Raw genomic sequence first — 22,891 nt, forward strand, 5'->3', positions numbered from 1 at the left:
GATTATAAAAAAAATTACTCTACGGATACCTAATAGATTCTGCACTCTTACCCAGCAATCGTATACTATTTTTACAACCCTACTCATTAAGTTTAAAGATCTTTGGTTCTTGATTATTAATAACAGTCACCAGATATCTATCGCCAGACTTATTTGTCATCCATCGCATGGCTTTTACTTCCCCTTCTACCTGAAATCCTGAAGATTTTTGATCTATAAACCCACCCTTTCCATCGTTAAGTAATACATTACCTCTGCTAGCATCCAATCTGGAAAACTGAGGTTTAAAATTGTAGTTATTTCCTCCTAAAATGAGATCTATAAATCCATCGTTGTTAAGATCTATGGTTTCGATATCGCACACACAGGATAATTGTACTTCTTTTGGTAATTGTTTAATCCTAAAATTTCCTTCCCCATTATTGTAAGCAACCATACTCGAAAAATTGTTCACTGTTCTTACTGTGGCTTTATCTAAAGTTTCTTTAGAGAATAATTCATCAATAGCTTTTGTAGCATATTCCGAATATTTCAGGTTTTGCTTTTTTAGTGAGTTAATTTGTCCTGTGATTTCGTTTTTAAGATGTATAGGAACATCTCTACCATTTATGGTCTGGGTAACTATTTGCTCCATAGTTCCGTTATTGTCGAAATCACTAATATACATTTTTGATGGTCTGGATTCATCTACCTGATAAATCGCATTTAACCCTCTATTGCCCAACACCAGGTCAATATCCCCGTCATTATCAAGATCTTTGGCTTCTATGGTATTAAACCATCCGGAAATACTCTCCATATTGGTACTCAGCTGAGTTAATGTATTTCCATCATTGGTAAATATTTTTGGAGCCATCCAATCTCCTACCAGAAGCAGGTCTTTTTTACGATCTTCATTAACATCCTCCCAAACAGCATCCGTTACCATACCAACTTCTTTTAAACCTGGAGCTTTTATAGCAGTTATGTCCCTAAAATTTCCTTTCCCATCATTTTCTATTAAATAATTCTGAGGAGAAGTTCCATACATCCCAACAACACTCTGACTACCAATAAATAAATCTATATCTCCATCCTGATCATAATCATAAGCTGCCATGGTAGATATATTTGTATTTGTGGCCTTGATGATTCCCCCTCTGGAAAAATTTCCTTTACCATCATTAACATAATATCTAACTCCTGTTCTAGCTCCTTTATAATTACCGCCAGATCCTATAATGAGATCCAAGTCTTTATCTCCATCAACGTCTTCTAATACTGCTACTGTATCTTCAAAAGCTTCCTCGGTTTCGAATGTTCCCGGTATTAGTTTACCAGAAGTGTTTTGTAGATATAGCTTCCCTTTTTGTTTAAATGCCCCTCCTATAAAAACATCATCATTACCATCATTATTAACATCTCCTATTGCCAGGGCTGGTCCTTCTCTGGATTGCATTTTATAAATTAACCCTTCATAATCAAAATCAACATATGGATCTTCTTTATGCGATTCTATGGAATGTGTTACTGTTTCAAAATAAGCAGTTTTAGACTTAGGATTATTTTTATAAACCTCTATTGCATCTTTTTCATTCAACTCGATTAAGGTATTTAAAGAAATATCAGTCAACACTTGAGTTTTACCAGTTGGATATATTATTCGTAAAGAATCTGTTTTTTTAGTTTTACCTAAACCAATGGTCATTGTATATTCTACTGAAGACTGAAAGCCTCTGGTAGGTATTAATTCTTGCCTTAAGATTTCTTCTTCAGAATACACTTCCACAACACTTCCTATCCCAAAAGTATTTTTGCCTTTCCCTTTTACCTTTATCTTAAGGTAATTATTCTCTTTGCCTTCGCTATTATTTTTATAAATGGAAACAGGCATATTAAAATTATTGATAATCAAATCAAGGTCGCCGTCATTGTCTAAATCTCCATACGCTGATCCATTAGAAAATGTGGGTTCATCAAAACCCCAGTCACTTGTGGTATTATTGAAAGTAAGGTCTCCATTATTCCTAAATGCATAGTTAGGAATTGGCGTAGATGGCATCTTATTAATAATTGAATCCACTTCCTCTTTTTTACCTGTTAATGTCATTTTCTGTATGATATCGTTAGCAAAAAAATTCATAAAATCTTGATTGGTTAAGTCATGATAAATACCATTACTCACATAAATATCTCTATATCCATCATTATCCATATCAAAAAGTAGGGCTCCCCAGCTCCAATCTGTTTTTGCCACACCACTATACAGTGCTATTTCTGAAAAGGTATTATCTCCATTATTAAATTGCAAAGAGTTTTGCATATACTGATTATAGAAATCTCTGCTTTTTTTTAATTGATACACATCATAGGTTTCGAAAGCTGTAGTCTCTTTTAGTCGTTGATCATCTTCCGGAAGCATGTCGGTTACAAAAATCTCAGGATATCCATCATTATTAATATCTGCCATATCAGCCCCCATAGATGAAATACTCAAATGTTTTACCCAGTCTTTTATTTCTTCATCAAAAGTTCCGTCTCCTTTGTTGATGTATAGGTAATCTCTTTCATAGAAATCATTAGACACATATATATCCGGAAGTAAATCTTTATTAACATCTCCAATGGTAACTCCTAATCCGAATCCAATAAGACTACCATATATACCTGCTTCTACACTAACATCTGTAAATACTCCATTATCATTTCTAAGCAATTTATCTCCACCTCCTTTAAGGATATCGGGAATATCCCAGTCCTCTGCTCTCAGATTACGTTTGTTCACAAATCCAAGACTACTCACTGGTATAAAACTATTGTTGAGAATATATACGTCTAGATCGCCATCGAGATCATAATCAAAAAAGGCAGCATGCGTGGTAAACCCACTATCCGCTAAATTAAAATCAGTTGCTTTTTCAGTAAAGGTTAAATCTCCATTATTAATGAATAATTCGTTTTTTTGATCATCTCCTTCTGCATTACCAGCATTGCACACATAGATATCCAAAAAACCATCTGCGTTAATATCAACCATTACCACTCCTGTTGACCAAGAATTCTTGCCTAGGGTTCCAGAGCCGGAAGATATATCTTCGAATATGAAATTTCCTTTATTCAGATATAACTTGTTATCTCCTCTATTAGCCGTTAGATATACATCCGGTAACCCATCATTATTGATATCTCCAATTGCAACCCCACCACCATTATAGAAGTTCCTATATTTGAATATATTAAAATCCCTCTCGTTATGTACCGTATTTGTAAAATTAACTCCTGTAGTTTCAGGAGATAACTTTGTGAATAAAGTTTCTTTATCTACAATAACTTCTACCTCATTATTTTTCTTATCACAAGAGATTAGAAGTAATAGTATGAAACAACCATATATTAATTTGTTCATTTTATTCTTTGATTTTTTTTACCACTTGAAGGCTATCATTATTCACTCCAAATAAAAAATATTCTTGTTCATTAACTTTTATCTTTTTTATTGTCCTAACGGCTCCCTGAACACTAAACCCGCTATTAATATTACTTTTGAAATTTCCTTTTTGATCATTTATCAATAATGTGCCGTAAGAGGCATCCAATCTACTTAATTGTGTATTAATCTCATAAGTATTACCTCCAAGAAGAATATCCTGATGTCCATCATTATTTACATCATTAATCAAAATACTATGTACCGATGATAGCTGAGCATCCCAAGGGAGTGTGTGAGCAACAAAATTGAGATCGCCTTTGTTTTCGAAATATGTCGTTTGTAAGGTGAAAACCTCTTTTTTACGTGCATTATCTATTTTTGATTTGAGAAAATAATCATTGAAATCTGCTTTCGCAAAAGCATTATAGGAAAGAAACTGTTTGTTAAGTGCTGGTATTTGTTTAGACAATTCATCTTTGGTAGCAATAGGAGTTTCTTTTCCCTCATAAAAATAAGTTACAATAGGATCAACTCTCCCATTATCATCAAAATCATTTAGATACAACTGTATAGGCTTTTCTATTGATGCCGATAGGCGGCTATTCAATCCCCAATTACCGGCAATAATATCTAGGTCTCCATCATTATCCATATCTTTAATTTCGATACAATTCCACCAACCATTGGTGTTCTGTAACGATAGATTATCATCTTTCTTAAAATTACTATTACCATTATTGATTAGTATTGTGATTGGCATATAATGTCCTGCTAATATTAGGTCCTGGTAATTATCATTATTAACATCTACAAATTTAGCGTCGTATACTTGTCCAATTAAAGATAAATCAGGTGCGGTATCAGAGGTAACCTCTCTAAAATTACCATTACCGTCATTATTATAAAGATAGTTTTTTGGTGTTACCCCATATTTTCCAGGCACACTATTACTACCTATAAAAACATCTTGATCACCATCGTTATCTATATCTGATGCAATAACTACTGAAGCATTTATTTCTATATCTGGAAAAGCTTTTTCTTTTTTAGTAAATATCCCATCGTCATTTATGAATAGTTTGGGAGAAGTTTGATATCCAGAATAGTTTTCGTTACCTCCATAACCAATAAGAACATCCAAATCCCCATCTCCATCTGTATCAAAGAAACATTGATCTACATCTTCATAACGTTTATTTGATTCAAAATTTGGTTGATCACTCTTTATAAAATCACCAGAAGGTTGTTGTAAAAACATTCTTGGAGTTTTAAACCTCCCTCCTGGGATATATACATCTTCAAATCCATCATTATTTATATCTTCCACCGAGAGATGAGGCCCTTCATTTGAACTGGCGTATGGAGCTAAAGGTTCTACACTAAAATCTTTAGTTTCATAATCTTGGTGTTTGAATTTAATAGTTAGCGAATCGTTTCTTAAAAAAGTAAGAGATTCCTCAACTGAACCAGCATAAAGTGAACCTATATCCTTACTCAGGGAAATAGTAGAGTTTATCTGGATGTCTTTATGTATAGATATATCACCACCTGGCCAATCTATTACTATCGAATCTACAACAGCAGTATTATTCAATCCGAAATGTAAAATTGGGGGAACTGATGATAAATATCCTCGGGTAGTATACATTTCTGAAACTTGAAGACCCTTTTTTGTATAAACAGTTGCTTTCGCTCCTATTGCGTTAAGGTTATTTTTGGTTCCTTTTAATTTTATTTTTATATAATTACTATTTCCTATTCGTTTGTCGGATTCGTTTTCATATATGAATGCTCTCTCATTAATATTATTAACAACAAGGTCTAAATCTCCATCATTATCTAAATCTGAATACACAGCACCATTGCTATAAGATGGTATCTCTTCTGACCAATTACCAAACATATTCTTAAAAGTTAAATCCCCTTGGTTCCTATAAAAATAGTTACTTGTCTTTTTACTAGGTAGTTCATTAATCAATGCCATATCTTCATTGGTCATTCCTTGATTTATTCGCTTTTGGATATTATCATTGGCTATAAAGCTTATAAAATCCATATCATTAGTTGCCCCCTTAATTCCGTTAGAAATAAAAATATCCTTGAACCCATCGTTATCATAATCTGCCATTAATGGAGTCCAGCTCCATTCTGTAGCTGCTATACCTGAAAACAATGCAATTTCACTAAAAGTGGAGTTACCCCTATTCAACTGTAATGCATTTTGCATATATTGTGGTTGATATCCATTTTTTAGATACTGATTATAAATTGAATAGGTATACTCAGTACCAGACGATTTATAGGTTGACAAGTCTTCCGGTAGCATATCCAAGGATAGAATATCACTAAATCCATCATTATTTATATCCGCAATATCTACTCCCATGGTATAATGAGAGGTGTGTTGTATATTCTGTAGGGTATTGCTAATTAGTTCTTTAAATGTGCCGTCTTTTTGGTTGATATATAAATAATCATTTTCAAAAAAGTCATTCCCTACATATATATCAGGATATGTATCATTATTAATATCACTGATTGCTATACCCAGTCCATATCCTATAGCGCCTTGAAATATTCCTGATTCTACAGAAATATCTTTATATAATCCGTTATCATTTTCATATAGCCGATCTCCAGAAAGTGAATCTATTTGTTTTCGTTTAGCTCCTCTTCCATAAGTCCGATTAGGATGAACAGAATGATTTAACAAATACATATCCAAATCTCCATCTTTATCATAATCAAAAAAAACAGCTTGAGTTGAAAAACTAATAATATCTAAATTATATTTTAATGCTTCTTCTTTAAAAACTGGAAGACCATCGTTATCAATTCCTTGATTTACAAACAACTTGTTTTTACCTTTTATACCTCTATAATTACCTACTTTACAAACATAAATATCCAGTAAACCATCATTATTGATATCAACGGTAGTAACACCAGTAGACCAACCGTTATTATCTTTTAATATTTCCGGAGTTACCTCTTTGAATCGAAAATTCTTTTGATTTATGTATAACTGATTTTCATTTTGGTTGGACACAAAATAAAGGTCCTGCCAACCATCACCATTAAAATCCCCTGCTGCTATACCTGAGCCATTATAATAATATAAATAGGTAAGAATATTAAGTTCCGGGGTATCTTTTAACTCATTAACAAAAGATATACCTGTTTCAGATTCTGATAAGAGGTTAAAAAGATATGTTTTCTTTTCTCTTTTACACGATATCAGGAGCGTAAAACAAAAGACTATTATTATACTGATATTTTTAAAAGGGGTATTCAATCTAATCTTTTAAATAAATAATTAAATCTAGTAAATTAATTAGTAGAGCCCCTCAATACTGAAGGGCTCTACCAAAAAACACTTATTCAAATTAAATCTCTAATATCCAGGGTTTTGTACTAAGTTTGAATTTGTTAACAATGCTGAAGCTGGTATTGGGAATAATACCCTAAAATCATCATTATTAATTTTAAGCTCCCATGGTTCTGCAAACTTGCCAAATCGAATTAAGTCATTACGCCTCCAGAATTCTTTATATAATTCTCTTCCTCTTTCATCAAGTATATCCTGTTCAATTAGTGCCCCAAGATTTCCTGCATTACGGATACCTCTTAAGTCATTTATCATAGTCAATGGGTCACCCGAACCTGTACCTCCTCTAAAAATAGCTTCTGCTTTCATTAGATGTGCGTCTGCATATCTAAATAAGATTTGATGACCTTCAAATGCACCATTTTCAGGATGATATTTTATGGTACGAATACCTGTTCGCTCTGTATTACCTGACAAAGCAGGGAATTGTTTTTCAAAAATTAATGGGTTTCCTGTACGATCAGTAAGAGGGTTCCCAGCTTCGTCATATTGCTGTCCAATTAAAAACCCAAAACCAATGCTTGAACCATCCAAAAAGCCATCTCTATTATTATCAAAATCGTCAGGATCTAATCCTACTGGTAGGGGTACACCTGTTGTTCTAACAAATCCTCTTCTCTCCTCTTGACCACTACCCATTACATTTGTGTTAGGGTCTCCTTCAAACAAATCATAAAACTCCGCTAGTGTAGACCAGCCATTCCATCCACCTCCACTATTACCAGGTCCATTCTGGTTATAATGTAATCCATTCCACATTCTATTCCCTACACTTGATATACTGAAGAAGATTGTTTCAGTATCCACATCAGATTTAAAAATATCAAAATAACCAGATTGCAGCGCATATCCGTCTGCTGCAATCGCATCTACCAGCTCTACAACTTTGGTCATATCTGATGCTGCGGGAGTTCCTGATCCCAGATAAATATGTTTATTCAGATATAGTTTTGCCAATAGAAAATTCGCCGCTGCTTTTGTTGGCCTCAAATTATCTACACTCGGCCCTCTAGTTGGCAAATCAGGCAATGCAGTATTCAAATCTTCTAAAATAAAATCAAAAGCTTCTGGACGTGTCATTACCATAGGAGTGATACTTGGTCCATCACCAGGGTTTCTGAATGGCGCTATACCATACATATCCATTACCCAAAACATAGCATATGCTCTAATGAACCTTGCACTAGCTCTTTCTGTGTCTTCTGCATTAACAGTTCTGGGATCAATGATTTGAGATGCTCTAAATACTAACTGATTTAGATTGTTCCAGTTATTTAAAACATAGGGGTGTTGAGCATCCCACGTATGTTCATGTAATTTCCTCCATATTCCATTATCCCCCCAATCAGTACCTCTCGTTGGTACCAATAATTCATCTGTGGTAACTTCATTTAATGCGTATAGATCTTGTTGATTTTCTATAATTCCTTTTAAATCCCCAGTATAAAGATTTTCTATAAAAGGTTCAGGGTTCTCTATCCCTGTAAATTCAGTCTCAGAATCCGCAATCAAAGAATCACTTTCTTCAATCTCCAGATCCGTACATGATACTACAAGTAGTACCGACAATGCTATCAATATTCTTGATGTTAAACGTTCTTTTTTCATAATTATATTTTTTTAAAATGTAGCATTTAATCCAAATGTATAAGTTCTTGGCCTTGGAAAGGCTGTATAATCAATTCCAGCAGTAGGAAGGTTGTTTAACAAGTTGTTACTATCATCTGTTGGAGTGGTACTAACCTCAGGATCTAAACCACTATAATCCGTAATTACAAATAAATTTTGACCAGTGGCAAATAACCTTAATGTCTTGAATACTCCATCTCCTTTAAGAGGTACATTATATCCAATAGTTGCATTTTGAAGTCTTAAAAAATCTCCTTTTTCTAAGAAACGGGTAGAAACATCTGCAGCATTTGTGCCTGCTTCACCATTTCCTATAACATCTGTTGTTACATTACGCCCACCTTGTATACTTCCTGCTGTAAAGAATGCATTTTGAGTATTATTATATATATAATGTCCAAATTGCCCCGCAAAAAAGACCGATGCATCCCAGTTCTTGTAATCAAAACTTGTAGAAATACCTACATTAAAATCCGGTAATGCACTTTTTCCTACTAAAACCTGTAAATCGTTATTTGCAGTAATTGATTGTCCATTTTCATCAAAACCCTGAAACTCCCTTAAAAAATACGAAAATAATGGCTCTCCTTCTGTTAAAATCTGAGAAAATGCCCCCGTAAGTCCTTGTCCAAATATAGTACCTGCTTCAAATTGACCTTCGAAATCTTGTAACTCATTTTTGTTATAAGCTATATTAAAACCAAAATTCCAATTCAAGTCTTCTTGCTGAATAATATCATAATCAATTGCAAATTCAACACCCTGGTTGATTACATTACCATCCACATTTGAAAATGTAAAAGGTTGTGCCGCAGGTTGTGCTGAACGAACTCGTAATAATAAATCTTTAGTGTCTTTTCTATACACATCAATAGTACCTTGTAAACGGTCATTCATAAACCCAAAGTCAATACCAACATTCAATTGACTAGTTTCTTCCCATTTTAAATCAGGATTCTCAAAAGATACATCACTTGTTCCAGGAACAACAACCTCTCCTCCATTTTCTATCCAATTTACAGGAGCAACAAACCGTTCTCTACGAACAAAATTACCAAAACCTAAGCCATCCTGATTACCAGTTATACCATATCCTAACCTCAACTTGAGCGTAGAAAAAGCATCGGGAGAGAAATCTTCTTGGTCAATTTTCCAGGCAACCGCACCAGAGGGGAAATATCCATATTTATTATTCTCTCCAAACCTTGAGGAACCATCTGCACGCATTGTTGCAGTAAAAATATATTTATCAGCTATAGTATAATTAGCTCTAACAAAATAAGATTGTAACTCATCTTTATTATCAAATGTATCTGCCGTAATTGTGCTTGCTATTAAACCTCCAGGAGCTGTAAAAGGTACACGTCCTTCAACGACAGGTACAATTCTGTTAATAAAAGCTCCGGCAATAGTACCATCACCATCCCTTATCTTATCTGATACTATATATTGCTGATATGGTCCTTGTATATTATTTTCTATAGCATTGGCAGAGGCTTCCAGGCCATCAATCATACCATCTAAACTTGTGGTATTAAAGCCAAACCCTCCAATATTTCTTCCTGATCTCTCAAAGTCTTGGAAGGAATACCCCCCAAGTATAGAAAATGTAGAATTCTCAAATTGCTTTTCATAATTTATAGTAAATTCTAATAATCTATTAGTTACATCTATATCGTTTACTGTAGCCCTACCATTACCAGGTGTTCCATTTTGAAGCCCTATAACATCACCGGAAATTGCACTTCCTCTAGTAGATTCTGAATCATCATATCCTAAATTAAGTTTTGCAGATAACCCCTCTATGATCTCATACTCAATAGATCCATTTAATAGTATTCTATTTGTTTTTGTTTCACTTTGGCTATTTCTTAATAAGTTCAGGGGATTTACAAAAGAGCCCCCCGGATCAAAACCAGGATCTGCAGGCCAAGTTGGATTTGCTATATAAGCCGTACCCAATAAATCTCCCTGAAAACCTGCATCAGCACCAATTGGTGGAGCTTCATCATTTACTCTTGAAATAGTACCTTGAACATTTACCTTAAGTTTCTCATTAAAAAAACGATGCGCAGCATTAATTCGGCCTGTTATTCTTTCTAAGGAACTTTTTTCTACTACCCCAAATTGCTTACCATACCCAAAGGATGCGCGTATATTACCATTCTTGTAACTTTGAGAGTATGATAAATTCTGATTTTGTGAAGCTGTTTTTCTTGTAATTACATCTTGCCAGTCCGTATTATTTCCAAAATCCTGTGCTGCTACATCTCCTCCAAAGGATTGAATTGCCGACAAATACTGATCCCTGTCTAATAGATCAAATTCTTCAGCCGGTGAAGCAATACTAAGATTAGAAGAGAACTCAAATTTTGGCTTTGCTGATCCTCTTCCACTTTTTGTAGTAATTATTACTACTCCATTTGCTCCTCTAGAACCATAAATTGCAGTAGCTGAAGCATCTTTTAATATACTTACACTCTCTATATCATTAGGACTAATAAAATTTAATGGATTCCTGGATGCACTAGATCCTACACCGATATTACTTCCACTAGACCCTGTTTCATCTCCTGCTAAAGGAATTCCATCAACTACAAACAGCGGATTGTTATTAGATCGAACTGAGCTTGTTCCTCGAATTCTTAAGTTAATCCCTGCACCAGGTTCACCACTTGTTTGTGTTATCTGAACCCCAGCCGTTTTACCTTGAATCAATTGTTCTGGCGATGCTATAACACCCTGATTAAAATCTTCAGTACTCACAACTGCAACTGCCCCTGTTGCATCTTTTACTGATTGTGTTCCGTACCCGATTACTACAACAGCTTCAAGTTCTGCCGCATCTTCAACCATGGTTACATTTATTGTGGTACGACCATTAACAGCTACTTCCTGAGTTTGAAAACCAACATAACTAAAGACTAATATAGCATCTTCTGCAACATTATCAATAGTGTATTGTCCATCAAAATCAGTACTTGCCCCATTAGTTGTACCCTTGACAATAACATTTATCCCCGGAACGGGACCATTAGCATCGGAAGCCACCCCGGTAACTGTGATCTGTGCAAACATCATACTTCCGGATAGGAATACCAGCAGGAATATGAGTTTTTTAAGTATCATACTTTTCATAATATAGAGTTTGATTTAAAATTTGAATTATTTTAGTTGTTTACTTATTTAAAGCTATTTTTACATTCATGTTAAACATAAGTAACTATGGGTGCATCCTTATCATTCAAGCCCAATTGACTGATTTGTAACTATAAACCAATATTTTAAAACAAAAAGTTACTTTAATGGATGCCCCCATATGTTACCATTGTAAAGGAGTTCTACTATCTATAAAACTCCTTTGCTAACAAACAAAAACTAATTTTCACTTTCTAACTGGCTAATATTTTATTGTTATCTAATTATATCTTAAAAATTACTCCTTGATATGGTTTCAGGTTCATGACATTATTGTTCATCTCTAAAACCTCATAATTATTTAGTAAAGGCTCAACATCACTTAAATTATAAGGGATTTTGAAATCAAGCGTAACATTTTTAAAATTTAAAATAACTATGATTTCTTCTTCCTTAAATTTCTTTTTATATGCATAGATTTCAGGATTATTAAACTCTAATTCTTCAAAATCACCATAAACGAAAACATCGTGTTGTTTTCTCGTTTTTAGCAGGTTTCTATAAAAATTCAATATAGAAACCGGATCATCATCCTGTTTTTTTACATTAATGGTATTATAATTTGGATTCACCTTAATCCAAGGTTCTTTTTTTATTGTAGTAAACCCCCCATTTATCTCATCGTTCCATTGAATAGGAGTTCTGGCATTGTCTCTCCCTTCATTATTAATCATTTTCAATGCTAATTCTTTGGAATACCTTTTAGTCTTCAAATTTTCATTATAAAAATTAAGTGATTGTATATCTCTAACTTCATCAATAGATTCTAATTCTATATTAGTCATACCTATTTCATCACCTTGATAAATATTCAAAGTCCCATTCTGGGTAGCCTGCATAATAAATAACATCTTGGCCGATGCTGCCCAATGTTCTTTATCTTCTCCAAACCTAGATACCATTCGTGCAAAGTCATGATTTCCCATAGCATTAGCTATCCATCCTTTTTTATGCACTGCATCTCTCCATTTCTTAAAAATTCCTTTCATATTTACTAAATCAAAAGGCGATACTTCTTCAAATTTTCCATTAACAATAGTACATTCAAGAATATCAAAATGGTAGAGCATATTTAATTCCTTTCGATCATTATCAATATATAATCCTGCATTTTCGTGATTAATTCCCACTCCTTCTGCAAGTGAAAATGCATCATATTGACTAACAACTTTTTCTGTCATTTCCTTAAGATACTCATGAACTCTTGGTCCATTAGCATACACTTCTTCAATAACTTTTCTAAAACCAAAACCTGGTGCGTCAGGGTAACCTTCTCTTTTAGATATTAAAGGAATTACATCCATTCTAAAACCATCTACCCCCTTATCCAACCAAAACCGCATTGCATCGTACATCTCTTCTCTGACTTTTGGATTTTCCCAATTAAGATCTGGTTGTTTTTTTGTAAAAAGATGTAAATAATACTCTCCAGATGTTTCATCATATTCCCAGGCACTGCCTCCAAAAAAAGATTTCCAATTATTTGGTGGACCTCCATTTGAGGATGGTTTTCTCCAATGAAAATAATCTCTGTAAGGATTATCTTTTGATTTTTTTGCTTCTTTAAACCAGATATGTTCATCAGAACAATGATTTGCTACTAAATCAAGAATTAATCGCATACCTCTTTCATGAGTTTTTTTTAGCAACTCATCAAAATCTTTCATAGTACCAAATTCTGGCATTATAGCACAATAATCACTTATATCATAACCATTATCGTCATTTGGTGAGCTAAAAATTGGGCTCAACCACAGTATATCAACATGTAAACTTTGTAAATAATCCAGTTTCTCTATAATTCCTCTTAAGTCTCCTATTCCATCACCATTACTATCATTAAAACTTCTTGGATATATCTGATAAATAGTTCCTTTTTTGAACCATGATAGCTCCATGCAATTCAGGTTTTTAAAATTAAATAATCACAAAAAATTTAATCCTTCTGCATTTTAAACAATGTTTACTATATTTATTAAACATTGTTTATCCTAAAATTGAAGAGCCGTACTAATCTTGAACGAAGGATATGAATTGGGGTACTGAAAGTTTGATTCTTTTATGTAGGTATTTTTGTCAAATGTTCAATTATCAATTACGACTATTACAAATTACTAAACAATTTAGAAAACTGAAAAACAAACCTTTGATTTAAAATAATACAAACGTTTGTATTATTATATTTTTAGTGAAATTGATGTTTTAATGACAATTTTTTAACGAAATAATAAAAAAGTTTGAAAAAAAGAAGGGTAAAACTTGAGGATATAGCCAGAAAACTAAATATCTCTATTGCAACAGTTTCTAGAGCATTGGATAAAAACCCAAGAGTAAAACTCGCTACTAGAGAAAAGGTTTTAAAAATGGCACAGGCAATGGGTTATATGCCCAATCAAATTGCCAAGAGTCTTAGTTCTGGAAAAACTAATATCATTGGGGTAATTATACCTAGATATGACGAGCCTTTCTTTATTGAGGCATGCCGTGGTATTGATCACTATGCAAGAAGTCATAATTATAAAATTCTAATCAGTTCATCTAGAAATTCTTTTGATTTTGAAAGAGAGAATCTAATTTCTTTTGAGAGAGGATTAGTAGACGGCATAATTTTATGCCCGTCGCACGATACCGAAACCTTTGCGCATATCAGAAGTATAATTGACAAAGAAATCCCAGTAGTGTTATTTGATAATATTAGAGAAATGGTAAAAGGAGCGGATCATGTTTTGATCAATGATGATAAAGCTTCATTCTCTGCTGTAGAATTCTTTATAAAAAACGGAAGAAAAAATATTGCATTTATAGGAGGGATCAAAGAGAAAAAAGTATTTCAAGATCGATATAAAGGATACTTAGAGGCTTTAAAAAAACACAATATCCCTATTGATAAAGAAATGATATTTCATTGTAACTCTATTGATCGTGAATTCGAAGATGATGAGATTAGTGGTTTTCTTAAAAAATTATCTAAAAAACCTGACGCTGTTTTTACGTGTACCGATAATTATGGGCTACTTGCAATGAAAACACTTATCAAAATGGGATATAAAATTCCTGAAGACATTGCTATCATAGGTTTTGGTGATCTAGGTTTAGGAGATGTGTTTGTACCATCATTGAGCTGTGTCGCTCAGCCTAGTTTTGAGATGGGAAAAAAAGCAGCAGAGTTACTTATTGATCAACTTAATAAATCTGAGGAAGAGACTCTTCCTAAAAAAGTTATTAAGCTTAAAACCCATCTTGTTCATAGAGATAGTACTAGATTTAAAAAAGTTAACTTTCATATCTGACCTTGCCATTTCTTGCATTCTAAAAAATGATTATATTTAATACTACTCAAAACCTTTGTTATTGAGACAGTTATTGCATTCATATTACAAATCATCTTTTTAGCCATGTTTACAAAATCCTTAAAAGTAATTTTTCTTTTTGTTTCCCTCCTAACCTTTACCGCTTCTCCAAGTATTGCTCAGCAAAAAAGTTGGGAAATCTCAGTAAAAGATTATGAAAAGTATACCGGAGTTGTTGCTGCGAATGGAAGAATTGGAATTCTACCCTCTTCCCAAATATTGCAAACTGATAAAATAATACTTAACAATGTATATGATAAGGAATCTCCTTTGGGAGTTAGCAGAGTGCTTTTAGGAATGAACTTTGGTAACCTAGATATCTTCATCAATGGAGAACAATTAGACAATACCAAAATCCGCAATTGGAAACAAACTATTCATATGAAAGAAGCAAGATTTACTACTTCTTTTAATTACAAAAATTTAGCAGAAATCTCATACAGTATTTACGCTCTAAGAAATGTTCAATATACCGCTTATATTGATTTTGAAATAAAAACATCTGAAAATATAGATCTAGAAGTTATTGGAAAAATTCAGGCTTCAAAAGAATACAATGACCCTATAAGTACTTTTAGAATATTAAAAGATGCAGAAACTACGATGCCCATTCTACAAACCGTAGCCAAAAGTCAATTCGGTAGACATACTGTAGCCACGTCTGCAACATTCATATGGCACGATATCAATTCAACCAAAGAAGGTCAAAGGCCTGAATTAAACCATAAAAAAGTTTCTGATTATAACAATCAGCTTTCATTTAGAAAAAGAGTAATGAAAGACGAGAATTACAAATTTGCGTGGACAGCAGCACAATGCTCTACACAAGATTTTTATGACCCACAAACCGAAAGTGAACGTTTTGTTATTTTTAATTTACTTACTCCTAGAAATGATCTCTTATTGCAACACAAAGAACTTTGGAAAGAGCTTTGGAAAGGAGATATTATTATAGAAGGCGATCTGCAATCTCAATTAGACGTGCGTCTAGCTCTTTATCACTTATATGCTTTTTCCAGAGCAGATTCTAATCTAAGTATTGCACCTATGGGCTTAAGTTCTCAAGGCTACAACGGACATATTTTCTGGGATACAGAATTATGGATGTACCCACCTCTATTAGTATTAAACCAAGATATTGCTCGATCACTTGTTAATTATAGGTCTGACCGACTGGAAATCGCAAAGAAAAAAGCTATTAACTTCGGGTATAAAGGAGCAATGTTCCCCTGGGAAAGTGATGACACCGGAGAAGAAGCTACACCAGCCTGGGCGCTTACCGGAACCTTTGAACATCATATTACTGCTGATGTTGGCATTGCTTTCTGGAATTACTATCGAGTAACCAAAGACAAAAAGTGGCTATTAGAGCGAGGTTATCCATTATTAAAAGAGGTGGCTGATTATTGGGTAAGTCGATCTACAAAAAACAAAGACGGTTCTTATTCCATCAAAAATGTGGTCGGAGCTAATGAGTTTGCTTCAAATATTGATGACAACGCTTTTACTAACGGTTCTGCGATCACTTGTTTACGATATACTACATTAGCTGCTACAGCATTAGGATTAAGTGCTAACAAAAATTGGAATGCAGTAGCTGACAACCTCAAAATTCACAAATTCGATGATGGCACTACTATGGAACATAGCACATATACCGGTGATCGTATAAAACAGGCTGATGTTAATTTACTAGCCTATCCATTAGATATTATTAATGACAAAGAAACTATTCTTAAGGATTTAAAATATTATGAACCAAAACTAGCAGAAGAAGGACCTGCTATGGCACAAAGCATTTTTGCTGTTATTTATGCAAGATTGGGTGATGCTGAAAATGCCTTTAGGCTTTTCAAAAGAAGTTATGAACCTAATAAAAGACCTCCTTTTGGAGCATTAGCCGAAGCTGCTACAAGTAATAACCCATATTTTGCAACTGGTGCAGGTGGAATGTTACAAACTGTAATTTTTGGCTTTGGAGGGCTTCATTTAAGTGAAAATGGAATCATTCAAAAGAATCCAATTTTACCCAAACAGTGGAAAAAGCTAACCATTACAGGTGTTGGACCAAACAAAAAAACATATGTAATAGAGTAATTTTAATTAGTTGAATCTCTAATAATTAAAGATGTTTTTACAATTTCAGTTTTAGATTTATATTTTTCTTCATTGTTATCTAGATGATTTACAAGAATTTGAGCAGCTCTAGCTCCTAAATCTTCGGCATGTTGAGAAACAGTAGTTAGTTTAGGATAGGAGTGCTTGGACAATAATCCGTCTGTAAAACCAATTACCGAAATATCATCGGGTATTTTATATCCTAATTTATGTGACATATTTATCGTAATAGCAGCTGCAGTTTCATCTAACCCAAGTACCGCATCTATATCATTATTTTTCAAAAATTTCTCTATTTCGGCTTCTACATTGTTTGAGTCTTTTAGTTCCAGTTCTATCAATGTTATATCATCATTTTTATCAACAACTTCTCTAGCTCCTTCTAAACGTAACTTTGCCACGCTTAGGCCTCCAATTGTGGTAATCAAAGCAATTTTTTTACAATTGGTATCTATTAAATATTGAATTGCATTTTTGGATGCAACTTTATCATCAACAATCACTTTATCACAATCAATCTCATTACTCACCCGATCAAACATCACTATTGGCACATTATCTCTTTGTATAGATTGATAATGGTCCAACTTATTAAGTACTTGTGTTTCCTGACTCAATGCCACGATAAAACCATCAACACTACTATAATTTAACATCTCTACATATTCTACCTCTTTCTCATAAGATTCATTAGTGATACAAGTCACAATCTTGTATCCGCTTTTTGAAGCTTCTTGCTCGATACCAAAAAGTGCTTTAGCAAAAAAGTGATTAAGGATTTCAGGTAAAACAATTCCAATAGTTTTGGTCTTATTACTTTTTAAACTAACTGCCAACGCATTAGGCTTGTAATTATAAAAACTTGCCAATTCGTGAACTCTATTAATCGTTTTTTCACTAATCTCCGGATCATTCTTTAATGATTTAGAAACAGTAGAAATTGATAAATTTAACTCTCTTGCAAGTTGTTTTAGTGTAACTTTTTTCCTCATGACTGTCAATTTTGGAATTATTTTGAATAAACCAGAATTTCGAGCCTAAAATAAGGTTTTTTCTTAACGTATTATTAATGTTTTTGATACTTTGTGCAGACATTCAACCTTTTTGAGTTAAATTCTTTAATGATTTATCAATTTAGGTTTTTATCTTACCTAACTTTTAACAATCATAATGTTCTTCAATTTAAAAAAAATTACTTTTATTGTAAGCTTACACACATGATTCTCGACATATATAATTTATGTCTGTAACTAAAATAAACAGCATGTCTAAAACATATTATGATCCCGCAGATCTGAGAAAATTCGGAAACATTACAGAATGGAGTGAAGAATTAGGAAACAAGTTTTTTGAATATTATGGCAAAGTTTTCGAAGAAGGAGCTCTGACTGCAAGAGAGAAAGCATTAATTGCTTTAGCGGTAGCACACACAGAACAATGCCCTTATTGTATTGATGCTTATAGTAAAGACACCTTGCAAAGAGGGGTTACCAAAGAAGAAATGATGGAAGCAATACACGTCGGAGCTGCTATTAAAAGTGGAGCTACTCTGGTACATGGAGTAATGATGATGAATAAGGTTAATAAATTAGAAATGTGACCAAGGTGTAGGTTTTATAGTAAAACACAGTACATACTACTATCTCAGTTTCAGCTGGAATCCAAATAAAATACTACCCAAATCAAAGAATAATCTAACAAAGGAAGATGTCAGAAGTTAAAAAAAAGCAATCTTTACATAAACGTAATGACCAGCTAGCAGATGCGCATAGGCAATTAGAAATTCTAAACAATGGAATTTTTGCTAACGGTGAGCTACCAAAATTCGCCGAAAAAATTGCAGAAATTGGTCATAACCCATTACGCCCTAATAAATTGGAGATTCTACAAATCAATGTAGGATATATGTGCAATCAGGTATGCGAACATTGTCACGTAGACGCGGGCCCTGACCGTAAAGAGATTATGACTAAAGAAACCATGCAAGAATGTCTGGAAGTCATTAAAAAAACTGGGGCACATACACTGGATCTAACTGGAGGAGCTCCAGAGATGAATCCTAACTTCAGATGGTTTGTAGAAGAAGCTAGCAAAGCAGGAATTAAAGATTTTATCGTTCGTAGTAATCTGACTATCATTAGAGCTAATAAAAAGTATTATGACCTTCCAGATTTTTTCAAGAAGCACAATGTACATGTCGTTTCTTCTATGCCTCACTGGACTAGAGGAAAAACTGACAAACAACGAGGAGATGGTGTTTTTGATAAATCTATCAAAGCATTACAAGAACTAAATGAAAGAGGATACGGTATGCCGGATAGCAACCTGAGACTAGATTTAGTTTATAACCCATCAGGAGCATTTTTACCCGGAGATCAGGCCTCAATGGAAAAAGATTTCAAAAAAGCATTGTTAGAGGATTTTGGTATTCAATTTCATAACCTTTTTTCGATAACAAATCTTCCTATCAGTAGATTTTTGGACTACTTAATTGCTTCAGACAACTACGAAGATTACATGTATGCTTTAGTAGAAGCTTACAACCCAGCAGCAGTAGCTAATGTGATGTGTACTAATACCATTTCGGTGAGCTGGGACGGTTGGTTATATGATTGTGATTTTAATCAAATGTTAGACCTAAAAGTAGCTAGTAAAGTAAAACATATTAGCGAATATAATGAAGAATTACTTCAGAATAGAAATATTATAATTTCTCAACATTGTTATGGCTGTACTGCAGGTGCAGGAAGTAGTTGTCAGGGAACAGTAGCATAAACATGAAAATCACGCCCCTTTACATATTTCTAATCATTTTTCAGGTCACTGTTGCCCAAGATTCGTTACACGAATTATTGGACAATTATAACAATGAAACAATTCCTTATATCAATGTTGATGATTTAAAAACCCTGCAGAATGATGTAATATTACTTGATGCTCGGGAACAAGTAGAATACGATGTTAGTCATATAAAAAAAGCTATTCATGTAGGATATAATCTGTTTTCTATAGATTCACTTGCTTCGCAAAACATCCCAAAAGATAAAACCATTGTAGTGTATTGTAGTCTTGGTGTTCGTTCTGAAGATATCTCTGAAAAACTAAAAAAAGCTGGCTATGAGAATGTCTTTAACCTCTATGGAGGTATTTTTGAATGGAAAAATAGGGACTTACCAGTGGTAAACTCCGAAGATGAGATTACTGATGAAGTTCATGCTTGCTCTAAAGAATGGGCCAAATGGTTACTCAAAGGAAAAAAAGTATATTCGAATTGAAGAAAAAAAATCTACTCATCATCTTTACCCGAAATCCGGAATTGGGTAAATGTAAAACACGATTGGCAGCAACCATTGGAGATCAGGCGGCACTAGAAATCTATACATTTCTTTTAGAACATACAGTTAAGATTACCAGTAAACTTAATGTAACTAAAGAGGTTCATTACTCTGTAGAAGTTCGCGAAAATGATGTTTGGGATTCAGAAGTTTACAGCAAAAAACAACAAACCGGTGAAGACCTTGGTAAACGTATGGAGTACGCTTCCGCGGAAGGGTTTGCTAATGGTTACCAAAATATAATTATCATTGGTAGTGATATGTATGATTTGAGTCAAAATGACCTGGAAAATGCTTTCCATCAATTAACATCTCACGATTATGTTTTAGGGCCCGCTGAAGATGGAGGATATTATTTATTTGGAATGAAATCCTTAAATTCACAAGTTTTTAAGAACAAAATCTGGGGAAAAGAAACAGTGCTTAAGGATACCCTGGAAGACTTAAAAACAGAAAATGTAAAATTACTCGAAGAACGCAATGATGTTGATTATTATGAAGACATCAAAGACATAGACGTTTTTCAAAAATTTTTTAAGCTAACAAAACAATGATCAAACAAATAGAAGAAACCACAGACTACCTTATTCAGAAAGGTTTTGAAAACCCTGAAATAGGAATTATACTTGGAACAGGATTAGGACAATTAATCAATGAAATTGAAATCCTTAAAGAAGTTAGTTATAATCACATTCCTAACTTTCCTACAGCTACTGTAGAATTCCATAAAGGAAAATTAATTTATGGAAAATTAGCCGGTAAAAATGTAATCGTAATGCAAGGGCGTTTTCATCTTTATGAAGGATATTCATTACAGGATGTAACGTATCCTGTACGCATTATGCATACACTAGGAATTAAAACCTTACTAGTTTCAAATGCCTCAGGAGCAATTAATCTAGATTTCAAAAAAGGAGAATTAATGCTTATTGATGATCACATTAATCTACAAGGTGGATCTCCGTTAGCTTTTAAAGGAGTAGAACAGCTAGGAAGTCGTTTTACCGATATGAGTGCTCCATATAATACTAAGATCAATACTAAATTAGAAGCTATTGCAAAAGACAATAATATCAAACTTCATAAAGGAGTATATGCTTCAGTGGTTGGTCCCCAACTAGAAACCAGAGCAGAGTATCGTTATCTAAAAGTTATTGGTGCAGATGCTGTAGGAATGAGTACAGTACCAGAAGTAATTGTTGCTAATCATCTTGATCTTTCTGTTGCAGCGGTTTCTGTATTGACTGATGAATGTGATCCGGATAATCTTCAACCTGTAAATATTGATGAGATTATTGCCATGGCTGGAAAAGCAGAACCCAATATGATACTTTTATTCAAAGAATTAATAAAATCTCTTTAATCTATCTGAAAGTTCTATGTTAACTTTTCGACTAAAAAAAATTTATAACCCAAAATAAACTATATTCCTTTTTGGAAAAAGAAAATAAAAACAATTTATGAGCTACTTAGAAACTACTCACGATGTATATAAAGAAGCAGCCTTAACACCAGATGTTGGATTATGCTGTACTACTAATCCTATTTGGGAACTTCCTGGACTTAAGATCCCCAGAATCATGCAAGAAATGAATTATGGATGCGGAAGCACAGTGCACGCTCGTGATTTGACTAATAATCCTAAAACCCTTTATGTAGGAGTTGGTGGTGGAATGGAGCTATTACAATTCTCTTATTTCTCACGTCAAAAAAGTGGTGTTATAGGTGTTGATGTTGTGCAGGAGATGTTGGATGCTTCTCGTAAAAACTTTAAGGAAGCCGAAGCTCAAAATGATTGGTTCAAAAGTGAATTTGTAGATCTTAGATTTGGTGACGCGCTTAATCTTCCTGTAGAAGATAACAGTATTGATGTTGCTGCTCAGAATTGTCTTTTTAACATTTTTAAGGAAGAAGATCTAAAAAAGGCAATTGAAGAAATGTATCGAGTGTTAAAACCTCATGGAAGACTGGTGATGAGTGATCCAACTTGTGAGCAACCTATGAATGAGAACCTTCGTAATGACGAACGTTTAAGAGCATTATGTCTTAGTGGAAGTTTACCTATTGCAGAATATGTAAAAGCATTAACTGATGTTGGTTTTGGAACGATTGAGATCAGAGCTCGTAAACCATACCGTATTCTTGATCCTAAAAACTATGATACAGATGAGTTGATCTATATCGAGTCGATCGAAGTTGCAGCTATTAAAGACCCAATGCCAGCAGATGGTCCTTGCGTCTTTACAGGTAAAGCTGCAATTTATTTTGGAGATGAAGATTATTTTGATGATAAAAAAGGACACGTCTTACTAAAAAATCAGCCTATAGCAGTATGTGATAAAACTGCAGGTGCTCTTGCTGACCTTGGAAGAGATGATATATTTATTAGTGAATCTACATACCACTATGATGGTGGTGGATGCTGCTAATTAATTTCAATAAAAAAGAGAGGATTTACCTCTCT

The 22,891-nt window shown here is 33.6% G+C and carries 14 protein-coding genes; 8 read left to right on the forward strand and 6 right to left on the reverse strand.

All coding sequences use genetic code 11. The annotated features are described in order from the left end of the window. Positions 1-79: 79 nt before the first annotated feature. The 5 genes from J8M14_RS12200 to J8M14_RS12220 all read right to left on the reverse strand — a co-directional run bounded on the left by J8M14_RS12200 (position 80) and on the right by J8M14_RS12220 (position 13,522). Positions 80-3,385 carry a VCBS repeat-containing protein gene (locus J8M14_RS12200; protein ID WP_211074900.1) on the reverse strand — a complete coding sequence of 1,102 codons (3,306 nt, stop codon included), beginning with the start codon at positions 3,383-3,385 and terminating at the stop codon, positions 80-82. A gap of 1 nt (position 3,386) precedes the next feature. Next, positions 3,387-6,704, reverse strand: coding sequence for a VCBS repeat-containing protein (locus tag J8M14_RS12205; RefSeq protein WP_247672625.1), 3,318 nt, complete (start codon positions 6,702-6,704; stop codon positions 3,387-3,389). Between the two features lie 99 nt (positions 6,705-6,803). Further along, entirely contained in the window at positions 6,804-8,405 is a 1,602-nt protein-coding gene (locus tag J8M14_RS12210) for a RagB/SusD family nutrient uptake outer membrane protein (protein ID WP_211074901.1), read from the reverse strand. A 12-nt stretch (positions 8,406-8,417) separates the two neighbouring features. Then, positions 8,418-11,564, reverse strand: a complete 3,147-nt coding sequence (locus J8M14_RS12215) for a TonB-dependent receptor (RefSeq protein WP_211074902.1) — start codon at positions 11,562-11,564, stop codon at positions 8,418-8,420. Between the two features lie 284 nt (positions 11,565-11,848). After that, positions 11,849-13,522 carry an alpha-glucosidase gene (locus J8M14_RS12220; protein ID WP_211074903.1) on the reverse strand — a complete coding sequence of 558 codons (1,674 nt, stop codon included), beginning with the start codon at positions 13,520-13,522 and terminating at the stop codon, positions 11,849-11,851. A gap of 339 nt (positions 13,523-13,861) precedes the next feature. Here J8M14_RS12220 and J8M14_RS12225 point away from each other — a divergent pair, with 339 nt between their 5' ends. Together J8M14_RS12225 and J8M14_RS12230 are read left to right on the forward strand one after the other, a co-directional pair. After that, complete coding sequence (locus J8M14_RS12225) at positions 13,862-14,914, forward strand: LacI family DNA-binding transcriptional regulator (protein WP_211074904.1); 1,053 nt, start codon at positions 13,862-13,864, stop codon at positions 14,912-14,914. Between the two features lie 105 nt (positions 14,915-15,019). Next, the gene (locus J8M14_RS12230) at positions 15,020-17,071 is read left to right on the forward strand and encodes a glycoside hydrolase family 65 protein (protein WP_211074905.1); all 2,052 of its coding nucleotides are present in this window, start codon (positions 15,020-15,022) and stop codon (positions 17,069-17,071) included. Positions 17,072-17,073: 2 nt separating this feature from the next. Here the strand turns inward: J8M14_RS12230 and J8M14_RS12235 are convergent, their stop codons facing one another. Continuing rightward, a complete protein-coding gene (locus J8M14_RS12235) occupies positions 17,074-18,084 on the reverse strand; it encodes a LacI family DNA-binding transcriptional regulator (RefSeq protein ID WP_211074906.1) in 1,011 nt (336 codons plus the stop codon). Between the two features lie 272 nt (positions 18,085-18,356). Here J8M14_RS12235 and J8M14_RS12240 point away from each other — a divergent pair, with 272 nt between their 5' ends. The 6 genes from J8M14_RS12240 (at position 18,357) to arsM (ending at position 22,856) form a co-directional block, all read left to right on the forward strand. Then, positions 18,357-18,692, forward strand: a complete 336-nt coding sequence (locus tag J8M14_RS12240) for an arsenosugar biosynthesis-associated peroxidase-like protein (protein ID WP_211074907.1) — start codon at positions 18,357-18,359, stop codon at positions 18,690-18,692. A gap of 107 nt (positions 18,693-18,799) precedes the next feature. Continuing rightward, positions 18,800-19,867 (forward strand): arsenosugar biosynthesis radical SAM (seleno)protein ArsS, encoded by a 1,068-nt coding sequence (gene arsS / locus J8M14_RS12245; RefSeq protein ID WP_211074908.1) that lies wholly within the window; start codon positions 18,800-18,802, stop codon positions 19,865-19,867. Positions 19,868-19,869: 2 nt separating this feature from the next. After that, a complete protein-coding gene (locus J8M14_RS12250; protein WP_211074909.1) occupies positions 19,870-20,367 on the forward strand; it encodes a rhodanese-like domain-containing protein in 498 nt (165 codons plus the stop codon). Continuing rightward, complete coding sequence (locus tag J8M14_RS12255) at positions 20,331-20,981, forward strand: TIGR04282 family arsenosugar biosynthesis glycosyltransferase (protein WP_211074910.1); 651 nt, start codon at positions 20,331-20,333, stop codon at positions 20,979-20,981. The genes J8M14_RS12250 and J8M14_RS12255 overlap by 37 nt, the downstream gene beginning before the upstream one ends. Further along, positions 20,978-21,790 (forward strand): purine-nucleoside phosphorylase, encoded by an 813-nt coding sequence (locus J8M14_RS12260; RefSeq protein ID WP_211074911.1) that lies wholly within the window; start codon positions 20,978-20,980, stop codon positions 21,788-21,790. The genes J8M14_RS12255 and J8M14_RS12260 overlap by 4 nt, the downstream gene beginning before the upstream one ends. 97 nt (positions 21,791-21,887) lie before the next feature. Continuing rightward, positions 21,888-22,856: an arsenosugar biosynthesis arsenite methyltransferase ArsM gene (gene arsM / locus J8M14_RS12265; RefSeq protein ID WP_211074912.1), complete on the forward strand. Its 969-nt coding sequence runs from the start codon at positions 21,888-21,890 to the stop codon at positions 22,854-22,856. Positions 22,857-22,891 lie beyond the last annotated feature (35 nt).

This window comes from Aquimarina sp. MMG016, from assembly GCF_018100805.1.
In the GTDB taxonomy this organism is placed as follows: domain Bacteria; phylum Bacteroidota; class Bacteroidia; order Flavobacteriales; family Flavobacteriaceae; genus Aquimarina.

Bases quoted from the DNA above. Each gene is read 5' to 3' on its own strand.
- arsM (WP_211074912.1), top strand. From the start codon at position 21,888: ATGAGCTACTTAGAAACTACTCACGATGTATATAAAGAAGCAGCCTTA.
- J8M14_RS12220 (WP_211074903.1), bottom strand. From the start codon at position 13,522: ATGGAGCTATCATGGTTCAAAAAAGGAACTATTTATCAGATATATCCA.
- J8M14_RS12235 (WP_211074906.1), bottom strand. From the start codon at position 18,084: ATGAGGAAAAAAGTTACACTAAAACAACTTGCAAGAGAGTTAAATTTA.
- arsS (WP_211074908.1), top strand. From the start codon at position 18,800: ATGTCAGAAGTTAAAAAAAAGCAATCTTTACATAAACGTAATGACCAG.
- J8M14_RS12260 (WP_211074911.1), top strand. From the start codon at position 20,978: ATGATCAAACAAATAGAAGAAACCACAGACTACCTTATTCAGAAAGGT.
- J8M14_RS12255 (WP_211074910.1), top strand. From the start codon at position 20,331: ATGGTTACTCAAAGGAAAAAAAGTATATTCGAATTGAAGAAAAAAAAT.
- J8M14_RS12210 (WP_211074901.1), bottom strand. From the start codon at position 8,405: ATGAAAAAAGAACGTTTAACATCAAGAATATTGATAGCATTGTCGGTA.
- J8M14_RS12230 (WP_211074905.1), top strand. From the start codon at position 15,020: ATGTTTACAAAATCCTTAAAAGTAATTTTTCTTTTTGTTTCCCTCCTA.
- J8M14_RS12200 (WP_211074900.1), bottom strand. From the start codon at position 3,385: ATGAACAAATTAATATATGGTTGTTTCATACTATTACTTCTAATCTCT.
- J8M14_RS12240 (WP_211074907.1), top strand. From the start codon at position 18,357: ATGTCTAAAACATATTATGATCCCGCAGATCTGAGAAAATTCGGAAAC.
- J8M14_RS12250 (WP_211074909.1), top strand. From the start codon at position 19,870: ATGAAAATCACGCCCCTTTACATATTTCTAATCATTTTTCAGGTCACT.
- J8M14_RS12215 (WP_211074902.1), bottom strand. From the start codon at position 11,564: ATGAAAAGTATGATACTTAAAAAACTCATATTCCTGCTGGTATTCCTA.